This window comes from Candidatus Fokinia solitaria, from assembly GCF_003072485.1.
Taxonomy (GTDB): domain Bacteria; phylum Pseudomonadota; class Alphaproteobacteria; order Rickettsiales; family Midichloriaceae; genus Fokinia; species Fokinia solitaria.
This window is the reverse complement of record NZ_CP025989.1, coordinates 251,873-273,079: the sequence shown is the minus strand read 5'-3', so window position 1 is coordinate 273,079 and position 21,207 is coordinate 251,873. Positions and strand designations below refer to the sequence as shown.

General features: G+C 36.9%; 19 protein-coding genes and 3 tRNA genes. 11 read left to right on the top strand and 11 right to left on the bottom strand.

Annotated features, from left to right (window positions below; all coding sequences use genetic code 11):
* Positions 1-35 precede the first annotated feature (35 nt).
* Positions 36-1,676, top strand: a complete 1,641-nt coding sequence (locus tag Fsol_RS01275; RefSeq protein WP_108673551.1) for a CTP synthase — start codon at positions 36-38, stop codon at positions 1,674-1,676.
* On the opposite strand, the gene Fsol_RS01270 is transcribed toward Fsol_RS01275, so the two are convergent.
* Both Fsol_RS01270 and fabF read right to left on the bottom strand, forming a co-directional pair.
* A complete protein-coding gene (locus tag Fsol_RS01270; RefSeq protein ID WP_108673097.1) occupies positions 1,671-2,897 on the bottom strand; it encodes an MFS transporter in 1,227 nt (408 codons plus the stop codon). The two genes, Fsol_RS01275 and Fsol_RS01270, sit on opposite strands and share 6 nt — an antisense overlap.
* A 123-nt stretch (positions 2,898-3,020) precedes the next feature.
* Positions 3,021-4,301: a beta-ketoacyl-ACP synthase II gene (gene fabF, locus Fsol_RS01265; protein WP_108673096.1), complete on the bottom strand. Its 1,281-nt coding sequence runs from the start codon at positions 4,299-4,301 to the stop codon at positions 3,021-3,023.
* A 114-nt stretch (positions 4,302-4,415) separates the two neighbouring features.
* On the opposite strand from fabF, the gene hisS reads away from it, so the two are divergent.
* Positions 4,416-5,744 carry a histidine--tRNA ligase gene (gene hisS, locus Fsol_RS01260; protein ID WP_108673095.1) on the top strand — a complete coding sequence of 443 codons (1,329 nt, stop codon included), beginning with the start codon at positions 4,416-4,418 and terminating at the stop codon, positions 5,742-5,744.
* A 105-nt stretch (positions 5,745-5,849) separates the two neighbouring features.
* Here hisS and Fsol_RS01255 read toward each other — a convergent pair.
* The 4 genes from Fsol_RS01255 to Fsol_RS03730 form a co-directional block, all read right to left on the bottom strand.
* Positions 5,850-5,938: transfer RNA gene (locus tag Fsol_RS01255), tRNA-Ser, on the bottom strand.
* A 108-nt stretch (positions 5,939-6,046) separates the two neighbouring features.
* Positions 6,047-7,600, bottom strand: a complete 1,554-nt coding sequence (locus Fsol_RS01250; RefSeq protein ID WP_108673094.1) for an exodeoxyribonuclease VII large subunit — start codon at positions 7,598-7,600, stop codon at positions 6,047-6,049.
* A gap of 4 nt (positions 7,601-7,604) precedes the next feature.
* Entirely contained in the window at positions 7,605-8,828 is a 1,224-nt protein-coding gene (ftsA, locus tag Fsol_RS01245; protein WP_108673093.1) for a cell division protein FtsA, read from the bottom strand.
* Positions 8,829-10,322: 1,494 nt separating this feature from the next.
* Positions 10,323-10,625: a hypothetical protein gene (locus Fsol_RS03730; RefSeq protein ID WP_145958101.1), complete on the bottom strand. Its 303-nt coding sequence runs from the start codon at positions 10,623-10,625 to the stop codon at positions 10,323-10,325.
* 107 nt (positions 10,626-10,732) lie between these two features.
* Here Fsol_RS03730 and Fsol_RS01235 point away from each other — a divergent pair, with 107 nt between their 5' ends.
* The gene (locus tag Fsol_RS01235) at positions 10,733-11,332 is read left to right on the top strand and encodes a transglycosylase SLT domain-containing protein (protein WP_108673091.1); all 600 of its coding nucleotides are present in this window, start codon (positions 10,733-10,735) and stop codon (positions 11,330-11,332) included.
* Positions 11,333-11,554: 222 nt separating this feature from the next.
* Here Fsol_RS01235 and ndk read toward each other — a convergent pair whose 3' ends face one another.
* Entirely contained in the window at positions 11,555-11,983 is a 429-nt protein-coding gene (gene ndk, locus Fsol_RS01230) for a nucleoside-diphosphate kinase (protein WP_108673550.1), read from the bottom strand.
* A 184-nt stretch (positions 11,984-12,167) separates the two neighbouring features.
* On the opposite strand from ndk, the gene Fsol_RS01225 reads away from it, so the two are divergent.
* Positions 12,168-12,241, top strand: a tRNA-Gly gene (locus Fsol_RS01225).
* A gap of 225 nt (positions 12,242-12,466) precedes the next feature.
* On the opposite strand, the gene Fsol_RS01220 is transcribed toward Fsol_RS01225, so the two are convergent.
* Positions 12,467-15,055 carry an AAA family ATPase gene (locus Fsol_RS01220; protein ID WP_108673090.1) on the bottom strand — a complete coding sequence of 863 codons (2,589 nt, stop codon included), beginning with the start codon at positions 15,053-15,055 and terminating at the stop codon, positions 12,467-12,469.
* 328 nt (positions 15,056-15,383) lie between these two features.
* Here Fsol_RS01220 and Fsol_RS01215 point away from each other — a divergent pair.
* The 7 genes from Fsol_RS01215 (at position 15,384) to Fsol_RS01185 (ending at position 19,187) form a co-directional block, all read left to right on the top strand.
* A tRNA-Phe gene (locus tag Fsol_RS01215) sits at positions 15,384-15,456 on the top strand.
* A 14-nt stretch (positions 15,457-15,470) separates the two neighbouring features.
* Positions 15,471-16,472, top strand: a complete 1,002-nt coding sequence (locus Fsol_RS01210; RefSeq protein ID WP_108673089.1) for a tyrosine-type recombinase/integrase — start codon at positions 15,471-15,473, stop codon at positions 16,470-16,472.
* A gap of 230 nt (positions 16,473-16,702) precedes the next feature.
* Positions 16,703-17,077, top strand: a complete 375-nt coding sequence (rpoZ, locus tag Fsol_RS01205; RefSeq protein WP_108673088.1) for a DNA-directed RNA polymerase subunit omega — start codon at positions 16,703-16,705, stop codon at positions 17,075-17,077.
* Positions 17,055-17,564: a signal peptidase II gene (gene lspA / locus Fsol_RS01200; protein ID WP_108673087.1), complete on the top strand. Its 510-nt coding sequence runs from the start codon at positions 17,055-17,057 to the stop codon at positions 17,562-17,564. The genes rpoZ and lspA overlap by 23 nt, the downstream gene beginning before the upstream one ends.
* Before the next feature lie 7 nt (positions 17,565-17,571).
* Positions 17,572-18,171, top strand: a complete 600-nt coding sequence (locus Fsol_RS01195; RefSeq protein WP_108673086.1) for a F0F1 ATP synthase subunit delta — start codon at positions 17,572-17,574, stop codon at positions 18,169-18,171.
* Between the two features lie 8 nt (positions 18,172-18,179).
* Positions 18,180-18,692 carry an NADH-quinone oxidoreductase subunit NuoE family protein gene (locus tag Fsol_RS01190; protein ID WP_108673085.1) on the top strand — a complete coding sequence of 171 codons (513 nt, stop codon included), beginning with the start codon at positions 18,180-18,182 and terminating at the stop codon, positions 18,690-18,692.
* The gene (locus tag Fsol_RS01185; protein WP_108673084.1) at positions 18,693-19,187 is read left to right on the top strand and encodes an MlaD family protein; all 495 of its coding nucleotides are present in this window, start codon (positions 18,693-18,695) and stop codon (positions 19,185-19,187) included.
* A 5-nt stretch (positions 19,188-19,192) separates the two neighbouring features.
* On the opposite strand, the gene Fsol_RS01180 is transcribed toward Fsol_RS01185, so the two are convergent.
* From Fsol_RS01180 to Fsol_RS01170, 3 genes are all read right to left on the bottom strand, one after another.
* Positions 19,193-20,266, bottom strand: coding sequence for a Na+/H+ antiporter NhaA (locus Fsol_RS01180; RefSeq protein WP_108673083.1), 1,074 nt, complete (start codon positions 20,264-20,266; stop codon positions 19,193-19,195).
* A 21-nt stretch (positions 20,267-20,287) separates the two neighbouring features.
* Positions 20,288-20,476: a hypothetical protein gene (locus tag Fsol_RS03760; RefSeq protein ID WP_108673082.1), complete on the bottom strand. Its 189-nt coding sequence runs from the start codon at positions 20,474-20,476 to the stop codon at positions 20,288-20,290.
* 89 nt (positions 20,477-20,565) lie between these two features.
* A complete protein-coding gene (locus tag Fsol_RS01170) occupies positions 20,566-21,168 on the bottom strand; it encodes a RuvX/YqgF family protein (protein ID WP_108673081.1) in 603 nt (200 codons plus the stop codon).
* Between the last annotated feature and the right edge of the window lie 39 nt (positions 21,169-21,207).

The following is a 21,207-nucleotide window of genomic DNA, read 5'->3' as shown; positions in this document are numbered from 1 at the left end:
TGGTAGAATTCCGTATACTTTTTAGTAGCAGATTTATGAGTAAATACATCTTTGTAACAGGTGGCGTGATATCTTCCATCGGAAAAGGAATTGCAGCAGCTTCGATTGCAGCTATCTTAGAATCACGTGGCATGAGTATCAAAATTCTGAAATTGGATCCATATATCAACGTTGATTCTGGTACCATGAGTCCTTCTCAACATGGAGAGGTCTTCGTAACAGAAGATGGTGCTGAAACAGATCTCGACTTAGGGCATTACGAACGTTTTCTTCATGTGAAAATGAAAAAAGGTAATAATTTCACCGCTGGACAGATCTATGAAGCTGTAATTGCAAAGGAGCGTAATGGCGAATACTTAGGTGATACAGTACAAGTCATTCCACATATTACTGATGAAATTAAACGTAGAATTGATGAAGAGGCAAAAAATGCAGATATTACAATTGTGGAAATTGGCGGTACGGTAGGTGATATTGAATCCTTACCATTTCTCGAAGCTATTCGCCAAATGCGATTTACTTACGGCTGTAAGAACACCTTATTTATTCATCTATCATATATCCCATTTATTTCTACATCTCACGAAATAAAAACAAAACCAACTCAACACTCTGTAAAAGAATTACAAAAACTTGGCATTCAACCTGATATTTTGCTATGCCGCATGGAGCGTGACTTGCCGAGAGAAGAAAAACAGAAACTCTCTCTCTTTTGCAATATAGAAGAAAACTCTATCATCGGATGCTATGATGTCGACTGCATCTATAAGATACCGACTATACTACATAATCAAGGTATCGACACTATCATTTGCGAAAAATTGAATCTCGATTTACCTACAGCTGATTTATCTCCGTGGTACGACATAATACAGAAAATGGAAGCATCAACTGACAGCATTGATATTGCTGTAATTGGTAAATATGTAACATTGACAGAATCTTACAAATCACTATCAGAAGCATTTAAGCATATTGAGATTCATACAGGAATTCATGTAAACGCTATACATATAAATTCTGAAGATATTGAGCGCGACGGAGTGGCGCAACTTGCCGAAATGGATGCAATCCTTATCCCTGGTGGTTTCGGCAAACGTGGTATGGATGGAAAAATCGCAGCTATACGTTTCGCGCGAGAAAATAATATTCCATATCTCGGTATTTGCCTTGGCATGCAAATAGCACTTATCGAATATGCAAGAAATATCGCTAACATGAGCGACGCCAATTCGACAGAATTTGATCTAAGTACTAAATTTCCTGTTGTTGCCTTAATTAATCAATGGATTAATCATAGTGGTAATGTAGAAGTGCGTGATAATAGCTCCTGTTTTGGCGGCACAATGCGACTAGGAAACTACCAGTGTAATCTTTTACCAAATTCTCTTGCTTCTGCAATTTATGGCAATGATGTCATTTACGAACGGCATCGGCATCGCTATGAGATCAATAATGACTATATACCACGCCTCGAAGCAGCTGGACTAGTTATAAGTGGCTATTCAGCAGGTACTAAAAAACTCGTAGAAACGATAGAACTACCACATCATCGTTGGTTTTTTGCTTGTCAATTTCATCCAGAATTCACATCAACGCCACGCAATGGACATCCTCTATTTAATTCGTATGCAAAAGCTGCATTAAGCTATAAGAAAGATAGAATACCATTATGATGATTTGCTACTTTGTTTCTGCAAAGCATTCATTATCACGCTTACTATTATTCCTGCAGCAGGAATCCACATCAGAACATTTCTGCATGAGGTAATATCATACATTTCATGCGTAGTTGCAGATGGTTCTAAAATAAAGAATGATACTGTTATCAGAGTGTGAAAAAACATACCCGCCATAGTACCTACGCAGTTCAAAAATGCAGCAACTACTGCTAAATCATACTTACCGGCAGTCTGATTGCCTATAGAGTATATTAACACTTGTGAACAGCTTAAGACACCAATGAAAAAAAGACATGTATTGATTATCATCGGATGATACTGCATACCAGAACACGCATATAGTATTAGTAAACTGATAAAGGTACTCGATAAGCCAATTACTCTATAATATCCAAATTTCATTCCTAAGAATGCAGCTATAGGTCCTCCAACTATCATACCTATAAACACATACGATATAATACCTGCTGCTGCACTTTCAGAAAGAAAATACATTTTTCTAAAATATAATGCACCCCATACATTTGCAAACGCTTCATAGCTTCCCGACATCAGCAAATTGCTTATTCCAAGCGAAAGAAATATCGGATTTTTTAGAATCATCCACAGTCCACGCAATGATAATACACTTTTCTCTTCATTACTCTTATCGGTACGTAGAAATAAGAACACTAATATTGAGTTAATCACACAGAATGCAATCATCGACATTACGACTGAATATAACCCTAACTCATTTATCATTCGTCCAATAGGCTCACCTGCATATACAGCACCGCAAAATCCAATGCTGAACGCAAGCGAAAGCATTATTGAATAAGCTTTTTTAGAGTACAGTTGAGACGTAACAATAGCAGTCGATAAGAATGCAACACCAGAAGTTAATCCTAAAACGAATCTACCAAGTAACATCATCCAAAAATTCACAGGTAGCAAAAACGGTATTATGGAAATACCAGAAAGTAGAATACATATGGATAATAACTTTCTGATCTCATACTTTCTTACAAGGATTGCGAACGGTATTTGCAGAATAGGCACACCATATGTCCATGCCGAAACAATTAAATTAAACTGATTCGCACTAAGTCCAGCGTTCATCATCTTTTCCGTAATAAGCATCGGCAAGAGTTTAGGAACGAACTGGTATGCGAAAAACGCAAGAGGCAATAGAAAAACGAAAAGCGATGCTATGCAATTTCTTATGTTGTGCATGGATAGAGATGTGGAAATTACTATATTTTTTTAGAAAGAATGCAAATTCTGCCACAACATACACGAATGCTGGCAAGATATAACATCATATACATCAGATCACTGCAGATCTCCCACATTCTACTATAGTCTTTTTAGAATTAGGACGCAATTTGTTCCACCGAAACCGAAAGAATTCGACATAACGTATGATACATCAGCCTCTAGCGGCTCATTTAATATAATATTCATATCTTTTGCTTCTTCCATCAAATTCGACACACCTATTGTAGGAGGTAATACTTTATGTTTTAGCGCCATTATACAGAATGCGGCTTCAACTGCACCAGCTGCACCAAGAAGATGACCTGTATAAGACTTTGTCGCTGATATTGGAGTATGTTGATAATTTTTTCCTAAGAATTTTTTTATACTTTCTATTTCAATCAAATCGCCTGCAGGAGTAGATGTCGCATGCGCATTGATATACCCTATGTCAGAATGATTGATTTCAGCATTTTTCAGCGCTTTCTCCATTGCTGATATGATACCTTTACCATCTGCTTCCGGCATCGTAATATGGTACGCATCACTCGTACTACCATAACCTGCAACTTCACAGTAAATTTTTGCATCACGTTTTTTTGCACTTTCATACTCTTCTAATACAAAGATCCCTGCGCCTTCCCCCATTACAAAACCATCTCTCCCTACATCGAAAGGTCTTGAAGCATCTTGAGGAGAAGGATTTTTTGATAATGCTCTTGCTGCTTGAAAGCCAGCTAATCCAAATCTGCATATAGCGGCTTCAGAACCTCCGCATAAAGCAACATCTAACTCTCCAGTAGAAATAATCCTTGCCGCTTCTCCTATAGCATGCGCGCCAGTAGCACATGCACTAACAATACCATGTGACATCCCTTTGAATCCATATTTTATAGATAGATGGCCATTAGCTAAATTGATAAGAGTAGAAGGTATAAAGAAAGGGCTAATTCTTCTCGGTCCTGCAGATTCTAATATCTTCATGTTTTTTTCAATCGCAAGAAGTCCGCCAATACCAGAACCTACTATCACACCAGCTTTCATCGCTTTTTCCTCCGAATCGCATAAATAACCTGAATCTCTTATTGCTTCCTCTGCAGCATGTATAGCGAGTTGTATAAATCTATCCATGGAAGAAATTTTCTGAGGCTCTATGTACTTCTCTGGTATGAAGCACATTTCTTCATCACTACAGTCATTTGTCTTATTATCCGAAATATATCCTGCAACCTTAGATACAAGATCCGATGTATCAAAAAGCGATTCCGGTATCACTCTTATACCAGATCGTCCTTTTATCAAAGAATCCCAACTTTTGTTTATCGTAGTACCAAGTGGAGTAATAGCACCAACACCTGTGATAACTACTCTTCTTTTCATGCTGTTATAAGAATGGATATCGCGTAGCGATTATCGCAAATTTTCCGATTTTATCAACATTCTATTTATAAAATTTGAAGCATTTTATACAATTCATGAAAAGTACGTATTATTATGATCAGTCATATATCGGGATATCCTGAAGTTGTAATAAAGTATCAAAAATTATTTCATCGTATGATGCAGGAAATGCAAAAAGCACTTCATTCATACGGATTTGAGAATTTAGATACATCGCCAGTGGAAAAACTTGAAACGCTACTATCTAAAAGTGGTGATAATGAGATATATGGAATACAAAGAGCAAATGATAGAGGTAATAACTTTTCTCCGGAACTTGGACTAAGATTCGACTTAACTTTCTCTTTTGCACGATATATTGCACAATACAGTCATGATATTGCTTTTCCTTATAAAAGATATCAAACAGGATACGTATGGCGTGGTGATAGACCGCAAAATGGACGCTACAGACAATTTTACCAGTTTGATATTGACATAATAAACAAGGGAGATGAATTATTTTGGTCTGAGATTGAAGTAATATGTTTGATATCGAAGTGCTTACATATTCTTGGTTTGGAGAAATTCACAATACTAGTCAATCACAAGGATATCTTAAGCGGTATCTTTGAAAGTATAGGTATTTCTCAGGAAAAATTTACTGACATCGCAAGGTTATTGGATAAATCGGACAAAATTAAAATTGAAACTCTAGCACTACTACTAGAAGAAAATGGCTGTAATAGAACTCAAATTGATAAAATATGCGAATTGGTCACTATCGATTTTTGTAAAGAATCAATGGAAGTACAAACAAAGATACTAGAACAATTTACGTCATCGGAGAGATTTTATGAAAGCTTAGAATATATGAGAAAATTGATAACTACGGTAAAGAATCTGAACGAATCTCAAGATAACATAGTACTCGTACCACGACTAGCGCGCGGCTTAAGCTATTATACTGGATTCGTTTGCGAAGTAATTACAGATGATGATCCAAAATTAGGCAGCATATGTGGAGGCGGTACATATTCTAATCTTATTAGCAACTTAGGAGCAAAGCAGCAATATGCAGGAGTAGGAGTTTCAATAGGATTATACAGGTTGTTCAAATTAATTACGGATGCTTATACGGAAAAATATGAAAACACGATCATGATTGCCACTCAAGATCATTCGATGATGATCGTCTATATGAAATTTGCCAATCAGTTGAGAGCTTCATCGCTAGATGTATTCGTGTACACCGAGTTGCAAAATCTTTCTAATCAATTAAAATACGCATCTAAAAGAAAATTTAAATTTGTGGTTATATTTGACAAAAAAGAATATCAGGACGGGATAGCGATATTGAGGAATATGGAAGAAGGAACGCAGTTAACAGTAAAATTGAACGAGTTGCATCAACTCATACTACGAATGATAAAGAATGTGTAGATCTTTTATCTAACGCAACACTCTTAATACTTGGATAAAGCACAGCTAGATGAATAACGAAACGAATTACTGATATCATCTAGAAATATGAAATGCGTCATCACGTGGCGGAAGGAAAGGGATTCGAACCCTTGTTACCTTTTGAGTAAACACGCTTTCCAAGCGTGCGCCTTCAGCCGCTCGGCCACCCTTCCACGTGCACATGATTATCGATTTCATATCATATGTAAATGCCATTTTCGTAATATTTTATTCTACGCTGCACTTGATCGGATAAAATTTCTCTTCTACGAAATCACTTTCTACTTACTTTTTGAGTTATCTTTCACTAGCGCACTTATATATCCATCTGACACTTCTATTTCAATCATTGAATTGACTGATACAGCATCTTTTGCCTGCACTGCATATCCATCTTTATCTCTTACTACAGCGAAGCCTCGCTTTAATGTATCCTTATAATTGAACTTCGAAAGTTTTTGATTGTGCATATCCAACAAGTGCTTGATTTGCACCATAGCTAAATTCATATTTTGAACAGCATTTAGCCAAATATTCGTTATTGTAGTTTCATGCATACGTAACCTCTCCTCGGTACGCTTACATCCTTGAAGCATCGCATTTCTATGCTGTTGTATCGCGCTATCGGCGCTTCTACACTGGAAATCGATAATGTGACACATACTAGCATACATACTATCAATACGAGATCTGATTCTTTCATATTTTGACTCAAGTTTTAAACGACTACTGTTGAGTTGATAGTTTATATCGTCCACCACTTTCTTTAAGTCGAAATATACTCCATCGGAAAACTTTTCTATATTACGTTCAAGAGTTTTGTATTTTCTCTCAAGAATGCTATTAGCTTCCTGTAATTTGCCTCTAGCTTCTTCAAGCTTTTTCTCAAATGTATACACAACGTCTTGTGTCGTTCTAGCGTACTGCAGACTATCGATAGTCTTAACTGCAGCAACTGCCGCTGCAGTCGGTGTATGCTCTCTTCTATCTGCAACATAATCTGAAAGCGTATTATCCGTTTCATGACCAATACCTGATATAATTGGAATTGTGCAACGATATATCTCTTCTATTATAGCTTCTTCGTTAAACGTCCATAATTCACTAACTGATCCTCCTCCTCTTGCTATTATCAATATATCAGGCTGTGGAAGATCATGAAAATTCATCTCTGCTACTTCTTCTGATGTTTTGCTTATAAAATCATTTAGCTCAAGATCCGCGTATTTCGGAAGAGATTGAAATTTCTGCAAAGCATTGCATACTTCAAGTGCGGCGAATTGCCCCTGTACGCTTACATCAAATATAAAAAGGATCGTAGGTATACGCTGAGAAAGTGTATTTACTATATCTCTTATTACTGCTCCCTGAATTGATGTGATAATTCCTATTATTCGCGGAAAAAGAGGTAATGCTTTTTTTCTATCTTGTGAAAAATATCCCTTTATTTCGTATTCTTTCTTACGTCTCTCAAGTATCGCTAATAATTCGCCCTCACCACTAATTTCGATCGCACTCGCATGTAGCTGATAACAGGAAGAAGCGCCATAAGATGTAAGTGCACCTGTACATATTACTTCTACTCCATCTTTTATTTCTGCACTTAGTCTAATATTTTGATAAGCAAAAGTGACAACTTTTATCATGGATGAAGCATCCTTTAGATTGATGTACGTATGTCCGTTTTTTTGAAATATCGAAGAAATTTCTCCACGTATCTTTACGTAAGGATAACTTTTACCAAGTAGCGCCTTTATATGATTGGATATTTCTGTAACTGAGTATACCTTTACTTCCTTTGTTACATCGGTAGGATTATGCGTTTCAAGCCTCATAATATCACTCTAAAAATATTTTCTTTATTTTCTGAAAAATACTCTCAGCAGAAGAACTTTTTAGCATTGCGTGCTTTCTATGGCGAACTTTCTGATCGTTAACGAATTTCAGTACTCCCATTGCATTAGCATATTCTACCTCTAATCTGTCATCCGGCGAACATTTCTTCAATGGTTTTCCAATTCTCGTTTTAATGCCTGATATCTTTTTGATCAACTCATCTATACCTACGATCTTCGTAGAACCTCCTATTACTATGCATGCGCTTACTTTTCTCATCCATTCTTCTGGACATTTCTTAAATAGCATCATCGTTATTTCTTCAATTCTCGCTCTCACTATATCATCTAATAACGATGTTGTAATTTCTTCATCATACTGAGTTTCGCAATTTTCAATTATCACCTGCCCCGACTGCTTATAATCATGCAGATTAGCGTGCAAATTCTTTATTTTCTCCGCATCTTTGATCTTCACGCCGAATACTTTAGCTATATCATTCGTGATATTCATACCTCCATACGGTACATAACCAATATATACCATGTGTGCCGCATGAAATATCGAAATAGATGTCACTCCACCGCCGAATTCTATCACACATACGCCTAATTTTGTTTCGTCTTCCGTTATTGTAGCGCAAGTACCAGCATAATGTCCGCATATATACTGATTCACCGATATTCCACAATTCTCAAAGAAACCTGAAATATTTAATATCGTAGAATCTTGGCATGCAACAAAATGAGTATCACAAACTAACGTGTTTCCATGCATCCCTATTGGAGATATCAATCCATCGTAACCATCTATAGAGTAGTTGTATACAAAGCTATGTATCGCGCTTAAATTTCTCTTTTTACAATTATTATTCTCAGCTTCGATAGCCATCTTATTGATCTCCTTATACGTAACAGCATGCCCTGCAATATTTAATCTCGTTTCAGTAGGAATTGAAGTTAATACACTCGATGGCAGCGTTACATAAACATCTGCTCTCCTGTCATTCATATGACGAAAAAAATGACTATAGCAGTGCCTTACTACATCACGTAATGCATGCGGATCCGCTATGATCCCCTCTTTTACTCCAACACTTGAAGCGCAATACGAATCTATAATCTCTATTCCATCTTTGATATCGCTTATCTTCGCGAGTATCATAGCAATCTTGGAAGTGCCTACATCCACTACAAAAGTGTTATTGCTTTTCGATTTCGCTCTCATTAATGCATTTGGACTACAGATGTACTCTCATTAAGAAGATAATGGTAAGAAAATTATGCGTACTTTACAATACTTCATAATAAGCTAAGCACTATAGCTCTGGATAATTACAGATAAATATACGATTCGTATATAAAATTACGATCATGATTATAATCTATCGCTACAGAAAGATATAAAATATCAAAATAATATATCTCACTATTCGTTATACAAAGAGCAAATACTCGCAAAATACTTATCGAATAAGAATATTCTCAAATTACACTGCCGCGTAAAAACGCACTTCAGAAATAGCTTAAAGACAAGAGAAATAAATACATATTTTTACCTTTTCAATCATATCAATCAGCATATGCTTCGAATTTTCATCAAGCTATAAAAAATCCTATGCAATTAATGTAACACACATGCTGCTGTACATGCTTTACCTGTAATCAGTGCACTAACAACATTCCTTAATCACTGACAATATAAAATATGAAACTGTAGAATAGAGATTATACACAGAACTATGTGTCGCACTTGATGTCTCTTTTTATGGTAACTATTTTTAGCTTCAATAGTAACTTCGCTACTCTCCTTATACGTGATACTTTAAAGCACTATTTTTCAAAATAATCAGGAAGATCATCGCAAGACTGATACTTTCTTAAAATCTATCATGAAATCAGCAATCACACTATAAGCGGATATCAGCCGTAGAAAATATTAAATTCGCTGATATTGCCTAATAGCGCAAAATAAACTGAAGAACTGATCTAATGTTACCTTAAGAACTCACGTCATATCAGGCAACACGCTCTATCATGAAATCAGCAATCACACTATAAGCGGATATCGGTCGTAGAAAATATTAAATTCGCTGATATTTCCTAATAGCGCAAAGTAAAATCAAGAACTGATCTAATGTTGCCTTAGAAACTCGCGTCATATCAGGCAACACGCTCTATCATGAAATCAGCAATCACACTATAAGCGGATATCAGTCGTAGAAAATATTAAATTCGCTGATATTTCTTAATAGCACAAAGTAAAATCAAGAACTGATCTAATGTTGCCTTAGAAACTCGCGTCATATCAGGCAACACGCTCTATCATGAAATCAGCAATCACACTATAAGCGGATATCAGTCGTAGAAAATATTAAATTCGCTGATATTTCTTAATAGCACAAAATAAACTCAAGAACTGATCTAATGTCACCTTAAAGACTCACGTCATATCAGGCAAACACACCATGAGATATCCCAAGAGAACGCACCGGGAATACAGTCACTTGGAAGAGCAAGGAAGTAACTACCGAATGCAACGGATGTTGCGCGCTACGATAAACAGAGATGCAAAAAAGCAGAGATGTAAATGCAGCACCCTTGTAGAAGATCTCTTAGCGGAGAACTATATTTGCATGCACTCAAGACAGACTATAGCGACACTCTTGAAGAATGATATATCGCAAAGCGCTATAGTACTGCCTTTTTTATACCAAGAAAATTATGCGTTTTTTCTCGCCAATACCTTGCGATAAGCAACAGCAACAACAACGGATGCAATAGCATATACGAAACAAGGATCTAGAAGACTTAAGCTACTCTCATGGCTATGATGCACAAAGCTACCCGCTATGATTCCAATAGCTGAAAGCACTAAAGAACTCGTCAAAGAAAAAGCCTCAACTTCATAGTTCAATCCGTTATTGACGTACCTACGCCATAAAAAGCGGACACAAAGCACTGAGAGTAAGCCAAGAATAAAGAAAGATGGAGCAATATGAAGGAGATTTAAGATGCTGTGCATGATCACTTAATTAAGTATGTTCAACTCAGCGTAAGCATACATAGATATCTTGCTTTTTGCAATACGTGTGTCAGAATATCTAATTATTGGCTTCCTTTTTGTCACCTATGAAAACATGGAAAGCGCGCAGTATTTTCGTTACACTACTGATACTCTCTTTCTGTTTTCATAAGAATAGCTACAGTGCTTCTAACGTCAAGTTCAATATACTTGAGCATAGAAAATGCATCATTCCAGCAATTTTTTATGAGAAAAAATACAATATATCTGAAAACTTATTACTAGCTGTTACGGTAGTAGAATCTGGCGTATACAACTCAGAAGCAAGAATGGCGCTAGCATGGCCTTGGACAATAGGGATCGCCGGCGAATCTTACAGATTTTCTACTAAAAACGAAGCGGTGAAATTTTTCAACAGCAAAATTAATGAAGGAATATCAAATATAGATGTTGGATGTTCTCAAATAAATTACAGATATCACGGGCATAATTTCGACAGTATAGAGCAAATGATGGAACCAGCAAATAATATAGCTTACGCTTCATATCTTATTGCGAAGAATTACAAAAATACTTCAGAGTGGCTAAAAGCCGCTTCACAATTTCATTCTTTCACTCCAATTTATTCAGAAAGATACAAGGAAAAAATAATAAAAGTATTAGAGTTATTCAAAAAGAAGATGCATCTTAAAGAAATAAATCTTTGAAAAGATTACGCATTCTATGGCGCTATAGTGATGGAAAATCACTCATGATACAGATGATTCAGTATATGTTACAGAACGCTCGAACTTTCATTTAAACATCTCAGAATGAATCTTCTACGCAATTTTAAGACAGATTTATCCTCGTAACTCCCTACATGTAACATACGACTCATCTTCGCACAAAACTAATGAAAAAGCGCCAGTTTCGAAAATACTTTCTAATTACTTATTGCAAAAATCACCACTCTTGAAGAAGAACTCTATCTCGATCTTAGCATTTTCCTCCGAGTCAGAACCATGTACAGCATTCTCTTCTATACTCGCACCATACGACTTCCTCAACGTACCGACTTCCGCATCAGCAGGATTTGTAGCACCCATCAACTTCCTATAAGCAGCGACAACATCATCTCCATCTTTGCTTAGAACTTGCACCACTACAGCACCGGAAGACATGTAATCTACCAGTGAATCGAAAAATGGTCTTGCTGAGTGAATCTTATAAAACTCGCGCGCATCATCTTTTGACATACGAATCATCCTTTGCGCAACTATCGCAAATCCCGCATTCTCAATATCAGCTATTATTGCGCCTATTTTCTTCTTCGCCACTGCATCTGGCTTTATGATAGAGAAGGTATACTTTTGCATCGGCGTAAAAAAACTCACATCAAGAAATTTGTATGACACTATGTAGCATAATTTTACGTAACCTTCAATACATGTCGCATGCTTCGAAAAAGTAAATACATCCTTCAAAAATAACGAACATTAACAATCTTAGGGATTTTCATATTGACGTCTCAGCATTCATTTTATATGTTACAAGTACGTTGCGGGTGTAGCTCAATGGTAGAGTTCTAGCCTTCCAAGCTAGCCGCGTGGGTTCGATTCCCATCACCCGCTCCATATCTCTCCCTCACTCTCTGTATCATCTTTTCTACTTCGTTGTGATAGTCTTTGCGCTTATTGCATGTTTTGTCATAGATATAGCACTCGCGAATCTCCGTTAAATAGAGACTCTCGATGCTTTGTAAAGATTGACGTGAGATGACGCATCATTTCTTGAAGCAAGCCTTAAGTATCAGCTTTTGGCAGCATCACCCTCGGTCACATCACTTATCCTTGATTACCTTACTTATCCTTAGTTGCTTCATCTACATTATTCGCCTTATCGTCCTCGCTCTTAGGATGAGTTTCTTCGTACTTCTGTACGATTTTATCAAGCCAGTCAAATTGCCTTTTTATAGCTTCTCCTTCTCTCCCCTCTTCCTTATTCTTGATATCCTCCCTCATAAGATCTTCTAAGATGTATCCACGACTATTTTTCTCTGTAGTTTTCGATCCACAATTTTTGTAGTGCAATTCTCTATATCTATGCTCTTTAAAATTGTAGTTATCAGGCGGCACTAACGTCGTTACGCAAAAAAATTTCTTAAGTATTAAAATTCCTTCTCTCTTCTTACAACGCTCTATCCACTTTGCTTTTTCACTATCTGTTTCCTCATTTTCATTCGTATCTGAAGGGATAATTTGGCTAAATTCTATATCTTCACTAGACAATAATCCTTTCATACTATCAAAGCCTGCTTCATCATGATCCAACATAAAGATGAACTGTCTTTCGAAAATGGCTTGTTCTCCGCTGTTTAACGATGTTAGTACCGCACAAATATTTTTAACGTTGCCGGCGCCATTTAAATAGCTAAAATGATACTTTTCATTAGACTTGCGCACTAAAGACTTGTTATATAAGTACTGTACGTCCGCTCTTCCTTCTACAAATACTATCTTTCTATCTCCAGGCAATGCGTTGTATATTAGATGCGCAGCATCGCCGCTTGGAATAAATTTCGGCGCTAATTTTTGCAGAATTGCTCGCTTATCGAATATTTCATCATTAGCATTCTTCGATGTATCTTGACTCTTATTATTTTGCTTTTTAGCTTTCCTCCTTCCCTCTTCATTCTCAGCGTTCTTCAACGTCACTTCGTATTTCTTATCTTCAGTATTGTAATTTCTCTCCATCCACCATAATTCATATGGATATACTACTGCCACAGTAGAAGGATTATGAGTAGTAAGCACAACAGTGATGCCATTCTCTAATAATATATCTCTTATATTTTTGATATATGACTCCATTAATGTAGGGTTCAAACTCGCATCAAACTCATCAAATAGCAGATACTTCACACTTAATATCTTACAAAGAGCTGCATAACATATCAGTTCGAACATGACTTGCTCGCCACTTGACAGATCTTCAAACTTTATCAACTGCTTATTTTTATCGTCAAACTCTATTCCTGGATGAGATAAATCGGAAACATCTCTCAATTTATATTCAAAAGCGACATTTTGAAGCTTAGAATCTTTGATATTATCAATCTTTTTCTTGATCTCACACAACGCACCTGCTCGCATAGTACACTGTATTACATCGACAATGCTCTGCATACTTGACAACCTCTCTTTGAGATTTTCTCGTATGACAAGCTCTTCTATATACTCTTCCAATTGCGCCCATTCTATAAATTCGCCATCTTGTTTCTTTTCTTTTTTAAAAATCTCTACTAAATGAGAGTGCGTCATATGAATATGGTACGCATGATTGGAGAAAATTTTCCAGTATTCATCTCGTTGCGGATGTGGAAGGTTCTCTCTATTTCGCATATATTGAGTACAAAAATACTGCATTAAAATTACATTAACGGCAGATGCATCTAAATTCTTCCCTTTAAAAAAGTGTTCTAAATCCTCATAAGCAGGGAGAGCGAATTTTTTCGCAATTAAGTTATATCCTTCTTTAAAAGCAGCAGCTTGAGCAGCATTAGTTGTCTCATGTAAATTATCTTGCAACGAGAGCAATGGCGGTATTACATACGATAAAATGCAATGTACTCTCTCTTTGTATTCTCTAGAAGTACGCTTAAATAAACTACGTTCTAAAGTATGTACCCCATTTGAGAAAGCGCTATTTTTCTTTTTCCAATCCTTATCAAAGAAAAAATTCATACACTCCACTGCGCCTCTAACTGTACTAACTCTATGTACTCCCTCTTCAGCATTTGCTTTACTACTACCACTACGAGATGTGAGGAGAAAGTCATTTTTTCCCTCACTAATACCTTTCAAAAACTGTGTTTTCCCCACGCCATTGACTCCCGTAATCACTACTAAATCACCATGTTTTTTTCCGCTTTTCTCACTTTTCTTGCTTTCCTTATTTCTTTTAATAACTAGCTCTACATCATTCTGAAAGATTCCAGTCCCCGCTTTTACTATAAATGAATCAGATTTAACGTCCTCTCCTTGCGCTTCCGCACTTTCCTCCACTTCCTCAGCCGCTTCCGCACTTTCCTCCGCTTCCTCAGCCAACTCATCCGCACCGCTCTCTTCTTCAGCGACGCCAGGACTCTCCGTCACGCTCGCCCCCTCCGCTTCCTCAGCCAACTCATCCGCACCGCTCTCTTCTTCAGCGACGCCAGGACTCTCCGTCACGCTCGCCCCCTTCGCTTCCTCAACTGCTTCCGCACTTTCCTCCGCTTCCTCAGCCAACTCATCCGCACCGCTCTCTTCTTCAGCGACGCCATGATTCTCCGCCACGCTCGCCCCCTTCGTTTCCTCAGCCGCTTCCGCCGCTTTCTCTTCCGCGCTCTTCACGCCATTTACTTGGTCCTTTCCTTCCATTGAAGTACCATTATCCATATTGTCCATCATAAACAACTTGTAAATTAAATAATTTTGAAATAATTACGTACAATATAAGCACTATTACGAAAATTGTGCAAGTATTTTTCGGACTACAAGCGTGTTTATCAAATCGATACAATCACTTACATAAATCATAAACGAAGTAGTGCTACAGCCTTTCGGTAAGCGGCACTTATGCGATAAAATCTTTCACTTTAAATCATGAATGAGAAGATCCGTATTGACAGCATGCAATACCGTATGTACTTCTTAATATGTGGGGTATCATTCAGCACTCAACGAGTCAGATTCGAGAGAAAGCATCTCAAGTGATACATGGTATGCCCATTTTTGAGGTCAGATAGCTCAGTCGGTAGAGCAAAGGACTGAAAATCCTTGTGTCGCCGGTTCGATTCCGGCTCTGACCACCTTTTTGCGTTTTATGAAGTTACAGTCATTACAAAGCTTCTGCGACGACGTTTTAGCAAAGGTAATAGAGAAGTTCTATTCATACATCGAAGTGTACGTCAGTGAGAATACGTCGAGAGCGTACGCGCAAGACGTATCATCATTCATAGTATTTTTATCTCATTATCACGGCACAAAATGTACTCTTCTTTATGTCACTGAAGCAACTGTGCAAACTATGAGAGCATGGCTAGCTTTCAGAGCAGAACATAAGGTCAGTAGCAAAACAAACAGCAGAGCACTGTGCGGATTACGGTATTTTTTGCTTCATTTGAGAAATGAGTTAAGCTATGAGGTCGCGACGCTTATAAGTATTGATAAATTAAAAATCAAAACAACGGGAAGCACTCTACCAAAGGCAATATCTGAAAGTAGTAGTATTGCATTATGTAAATTTTCCAACAGTAATTTATATCCGGAAGAATGGCTATTTTACAGAGATAAAAGCATCATCGCTTTGCTATATGGAAGCGGCTTAAGAATAGGAGAAGTACTAAAGATTACGAAGCGTGATCTTCCAAACATAGACTTCAATGCGGAAGATCTTAAACAAAACTTCAATAGAAATGATGTCAACCTTACGGTAAAGGGAAAAGGGAAAAAAGATAGAAGTGTACCGCTTTTACCTTATGTGCTGGATGCACTGTTGCAATATATCGAGAGATGTCCATATCAAGCGGCACAGCAGCAACCAATATTTGTCGGTATGAAAGGCGATATGTTGAACCCTGATGTATTTAGAAGGCAAATGAAGCTTATATTAGCATCTCTCGGCATCGAAGCTACAACATCTCCTCACACCTTAAGACATAGCTTCGCAACACATCTGATAAAGCACGGAGGAGATATACGAAAAATACAAGAATTGCTTGGACACTCTTCAATTGCCTCTACATCCGTATATTTACATGCTGATACAGATGATATCCTCGATACCGTCATGACACTACATAATGATAAGAAAACAATTAAATGAAATATCTGTCTCAGAATTCTCAAGCTCCTTCATGATATATTCGTGAATTTCCTACACTAAGATCATCATATAGCTTTCAAAAATTGATCACAAAATCACTTTACCTTACGTCATTCGGTATTTTCTGAAATCGCCTCAAATGTCATACGATAAAAATCTATTGATTTACTCTCCGTATATGTTAAAGTTGCTGCTGATGTGCTGATACATTTTTCGATATTCAATACAGCATGAGTGATTCCATTACACCAAAGAAAAGCTTATCTCAGTTCGAAGTAGTGCTGTATGCAGCTTACCGCGCTTCTCAACTCTCTCGAGGCGCTCCCGCAGCAATCTCAGGAATGGAAGGACGGAAAACTACGGCAATAGCGATAGCAGAAATACAGAGTGGACTTGTGGATATCGAAAAAATACGAGAAGGTATGATACAAGAGCTAGTTGAATCACGCTGGTTTCTGAAGAAGAAAGATCCCGTAGATGTAAAAAGAGAAATAGCGAAGAAGCGTAATGATACCATGATACAGGAAATGGTAGACGATTTATTTAATGAAAAGTTTGAAGATGCACTTCTTTCATCGGAAAATGAAGACGAGCAAGAAGATTAGCAATGTACTGTTACGTTATTGCATCGCACCGTGTTTCGTAGCGTTTGTAGCATTTTCTACATTTTTGCTGGACGCAACTACTAAGACTGCATCCGAAGTTGCTGTACCGCATGGCGCACTTGAGGTGCGTGGTATGGATTGTTTCGTCAACATTGTAAACGTTCAGAATCATGGAGTAATGTTCGGCTTCTTTAGTTCTCTCTTTCATAACCAAACTCCATTTATCATACTACAACTGCTGATAACTTTCGTGTTATTCGCATGGAGTATCTCGATGCATGACATTGCTTCGCGCGTTGGAATAGGTTTAATAGTAGGAGGCGCAATCGGTAATACGTACGATAGAGTAGTAAGAGGGTACGTGTTAGACTTCATAGATATATACGTCGATCAGTATCATTATCCCGCTTTCAATTTAGCTGATGTAGCTATTGTTTTAGGGGTAATTTTAGTTTACTCTCACTTTAGCATTTCTACAGCTAAATAATACTGCGATGAGTTCGCTTTGTTCCGTTCCTTCATATGTGAAGAAATTAAGTGACGTTTTTTGCAATAATACATTTGATTTGCAGAAAAATGACATCACGAATGCGCTGCACTTCCTCCACAATATCCTAGATGTAACGCATTCCAGCATTTATCTCAGTGGTGGATTTTTAGCGATTCATGCACCTAAAGAAGTGCAAAAAAATGTCGGCGAACTTGTTATACGTCATCTTTCTAGTAATGAGAGTAAGTTGAATGATGCAGAACGTCAGTTTCTAAAAGAGATGAAGGATTTTATCGCTTTACTCGTAGCAAGGAAAATGCTTTCTTTTATGTCTCATTTTATCCAACTCACGATAGATAGCTTCCATAAACTTGCAAATCTTAGGAAGGCTACGATCTTTACAGCAAGAGTAATAAGCGATGATGTAAAAACACACCTTATAAAAAACTTTTCTCAAATGGTATGTAATAATTCAATCATACCTACTTTTCTTATAGATGATTCTATGATGGGCGGTTTTAGAATTGAATCTAACTTTCTACTTATAGATAAAAGCATCGCAAGTAAAATACTTGCAGCAAAAGCACAACTAGCAAAATCTTAATCAGTATTATGGAGGACAAGTGCGAAAAGTTTTCCTTTAGCGATATGGAAGCTGTTCGAAAAATAATAGCAAGATATCCTCAAGGAAAACAAAGAAGTGCAGTAATGCCTTTGCTATGGCTTGGACAACAGCAAAATAATAATTGGATATCTGATGCAGTTTTAGATCAAGTCGCTGAAATACTACATATGAATGTCTCTCATGTGAAGGAGATTGCCGAATTTTATTCGATGTTTCATTCTAAGAAGATTGGCAAGTATCTTATACAAATATGCAGAACTGTAGTATGTGCATTATGTCGAAATCAGGTGATCTACGATGCTATACGTGATACAATAAGCATAGGAGTAGGTGAAACATCGGAAGATGAGTTGTTTACCGTCGTAGAAGTCGAATGTCTTGGCAGTTGCATCAACGCTCCTGTAATAATGATAAACGATCATTACTATGAACACTTGGATTACAATAGGACAGTAGAAATATTAAAAGAATTGCAAAAAAATAATAATCTTACCATTTAAATGTATAATACTAGGTCTATTGATGTTGCTATAGGAATTATAGTAATGGCATTAACCGTATTCGCTCTCATCATGATATTTAAGCATGACACTACCATGCTGGAAACATCTAAGTATACGTTACGTGCTGAATTCGAAAGAGTGGATGGAATAAAAGTAGGAAGCGACGTGAAGATTGCAGGAGTAAAAGTAGGCAAAGTAAGTGAAATCTCCATCAACGAAGACTATCTTGCTCTATTGAAAATAGAAATTATAGGCAATATCAGAGTACCGTCAGATTCAGTAGCTGAAATTATAAGCGATTCACTGATAGGAAATAAGTATGTTAATCTAAACATAGGAAGCAGTAATCAGTACCTTGCTGATGATGGTAAGTTTGAATGGACTCAACCTCCTGTTAATATCGAATCGTTAGTCGGTAAATACATCTTCGGTATTGATAACGCAAAGACAGATGAAAGCGCTGATACAAGCAATAATGGTAAAAGTGAATAGAAAGATTAATGTTTCTTTTTTAACTTCGATATTATAGTGCATACAGCAGCCGATGCAATAGAGCCAAGTATTACGCCTGCTTTCGCGCTGTCTTGTATGCTGATATCATCAAATGAAAGAGTGGCAATAAAGAGTCCCATGGTAAATCCTATACCGCAAAATGCTCCTATCATTACAATATCACTTCGACTAATTGCATACCCTATGTCGTACCGCTTCAACATCAACAGTCCGGATGCAGAAATACCTATATTCTTTCCTAAGATTAATGCAATAAAAGTAATACATAAAACATCATAATGCTCTCCAACGCTTACCGTAATACCAGTATTACATAGCGCAAAAAGCGGGAGTATCACATATGTCACAGAAAGTTGTAGAAACCTCTCGATACTATGTGCTTTCTTGTCAAAGGGCATTAAAACACCTATCAGAAATCCGCAAACTGTACTGTGTATACCACTTTTCCATGTTAGCCAAAACAAAGGTACTCCGAATAACAGTAACCATAATACAGTAAAATTACTCATATACTTACTTAATACACTTGCAAAGCATGCTAAAATAATAATATATGGCAGATATCCCACCTCTATCGTACTAGAGTAAAAAATCGCAACTACAAGCACAGCTATCAGATCGTCAAATATCGCTATAGCTGTAAGAATTTTTCTAGAATTTTTCCGTAACCCTTGCAGTACTAAGGAGATCGTTGTAGCAAATGCTATATCAGTAGCAGTAGGTATTGCCCATCCGTTGATCACGTTAATATTTATAAAGAAAGCTGCAGTCGCATATATCACAGCAGGAAGCAATACGCCACTGATAGCCATTACAAGAGGAAATACCATACGGAGACGAGAGCTAAGAATACCACCAACAGCCATCTCTTTCCGCATCTCGATGCCAATTAGCATAAAGTACACAGGCATCAAGAAATGACCGCTAGCATGTCCTATATGCATATCATTCACGATTCTCTCGTATAAATCATGACAGAGATTAGCGATTACGAATCCACATACTGCGAGCAACAGCACTAAGCAGTTTCTTTCTTCTATTAGCGCTTTTAATTTCATCAATAAATAAGCGTATTACATTTACATAAAGTAAACGTTCATCTCTACATCTCTTTTAATGCATGGTACATGATGAGCTATGCCAAACATCGTATCTCCTACAGCGCAAGGACTTCTTAGATCTCCAGCTTGACTACATCCAACACAAAGAACTGCACCTAAAAGAATACAAAAGGACAACATTATAATTTTTCTCGCTATAATATCCATGCACACCACAATAAAATTAATATCCGTATTAGGATAACTTCTAAAATATAAGCAATCAATACATTTACAAAATATGTTTGCACTGCAGTTTATACTTTTGAGCGTAATTTGAAAAACGATACAAACCTTTCTAACAACTCCATAGCAGCAATTTGATCGTCCAATAGTATTCTTTTTTTTCTACATAATCCTACGTCTTTAAGTTTATGATTAGCTAATACGGTAGTCATACTTTCATCAAAAAAAGTCACGTTAATGCTATCATGATGTTGTTTATTCATTGTGTATAAATTCTCCGTAGAACTGTATAAAGCATTCAACTCTTCTGCATCGCATGATAATTTTTGCATATCGCATAAAAGCTTTTTTGTCATCTCTGGAAGCTGTTTCCACGATATCTTTGAATGCAAGCGAACAGTATTATCGGTATTATCATCATTAGGACACCATACTCCAATAACGCAACAAATTGGCATAGATTCTTTGATGAAATGTGTAATTTTTTGCGATACTTCATTGTTGTTATACAATGCGCCATATGGTACCACATTTCCAGTGACACTTATGAATCGCGCAAGTCCGATCTTCTTTGCGCCGTTATCAATGCCGCTTATTACGTATGTCTTTTTTGAAGCGATTTTCTCTTCTATGAATTGTAAAGCATCGTAACCGCTTATAAAATTCAACTTCATTATGAAGAGTACGTGAAAAAATAAAACATCGACATATTA

Bases quoted from the DNA above. Each gene is read 5' to 3' on its own strand.
- Fsol_RS01275 (WP_108673551.1), top strand. From the start codon at position 36: ATGAGTAAATACATCTTTGTAACAGGTGGCGTGATATCTTCCATCGGA.
- ndk (WP_108673550.1), bottom strand. From the start codon at position 11,983: ATGCAAAAGTATACCTTCTCTATCATAAAGCCAGATGCAGTGGCGAAG.
- ftsA (WP_108673093.1), bottom strand. From the start codon at position 8,828: ATGAGAGCGAAATCGAAAAGCAATAACACTTTTGTAGTGGATGTAGGC.
- rpoZ (WP_108673088.1), top strand. From the start codon at position 16,703: ATGAGTGATTCCATTACACCAAAGAAAAGCTTATCTCAGTTCGAAGTA.
- Fsol_RS03730 (WP_145958101.1), bottom strand. From the start codon at position 10,625: ATGCACAGCATCTTAAATCTCCTTCATATTGCTCCATCTTTCTTTATT.
- Fsol_RS01210 (WP_108673089.1), top strand. From the start codon at position 15,471: ATGAAGTTACAGTCATTACAAAGCTTCTGCGACGACGTTTTAGCAAAG.
- Fsol_RS01185 (WP_108673084.1), top strand. From the start codon at position 18,693: ATGTATAATACTAGGTCTATTGATGTTGCTATAGGAATTATAGTAATG.
- fabF (WP_108673096.1), bottom strand. From the start codon at position 4,301: ATGAAAAGAAGAGTAGTTATCACAGGTGTTGGTGCTATTACTCCACTT.
- Fsol_RS01195 (WP_108673086.1), top strand. From the start codon at position 17,572: ATGAGTTCGCTTTGTTCCGTTCCTTCATATGTGAAGAAATTAAGTGAC.
- Fsol_RS01220 (WP_108673090.1), bottom strand. From the start codon at position 15,055: ATGATGGACAATATGGATAATGGTACTTCAATGGAAGGAAAGGACCAA.
- hisS (WP_108673095.1), top strand. From the start codon at position 4,416: ATGATCAGTCATATATCGGGATATCCTGAAGTTGTAATAAAGTATCAA.
- Fsol_RS01170 (WP_108673081.1), bottom strand. From the start codon at position 21,168: ATGAAGTTGAATTTTATAAGCGGTTACGATGCTTTACAATTCATAGAA.
- Fsol_RS01270 (WP_108673097.1), bottom strand. From the start codon at position 2,897: ATGCACAACATAAGAAATTGCATAGCATCGCTTTTCGTTTTTCTATTG.
- Fsol_RS01250 (WP_108673094.1), bottom strand. From the start codon at position 7,600: ATGAGGCTTGAAACGCATAATCCTACCGATGTAACAAAGGAAGTAAAG.
- Fsol_RS01190 (WP_108673085.1), top strand. From the start codon at position 18,180: ATGGAGGACAAGTGCGAAAAGTTTTCCTTTAGCGATATGGAAGCTGTT.
- Fsol_RS01180 (WP_108673083.1), bottom strand. From the start codon at position 20,266: ATGAAATTAAAAGCGCTAATAGAAGAAAGAAACTGCTTAGTGCTGTTG.
- Fsol_RS01235 (WP_108673091.1), top strand. From the start codon at position 10,733: ATGAAAACATGGAAAGCGCGCAGTATTTTCGTTACACTACTGATACTC.
- Fsol_RS03760 (WP_108673082.1), bottom strand. From the start codon at position 20,476: ATGGATATTATAGCGAGAAAAATTATAATGTTGTCCTTTTGTATTCTT.
- lspA (WP_108673087.1), top strand. From the start codon at position 17,055: ATGAAGACGAGCAAGAAGATTAGCAATGTACTGTTACGTTATTGCATC.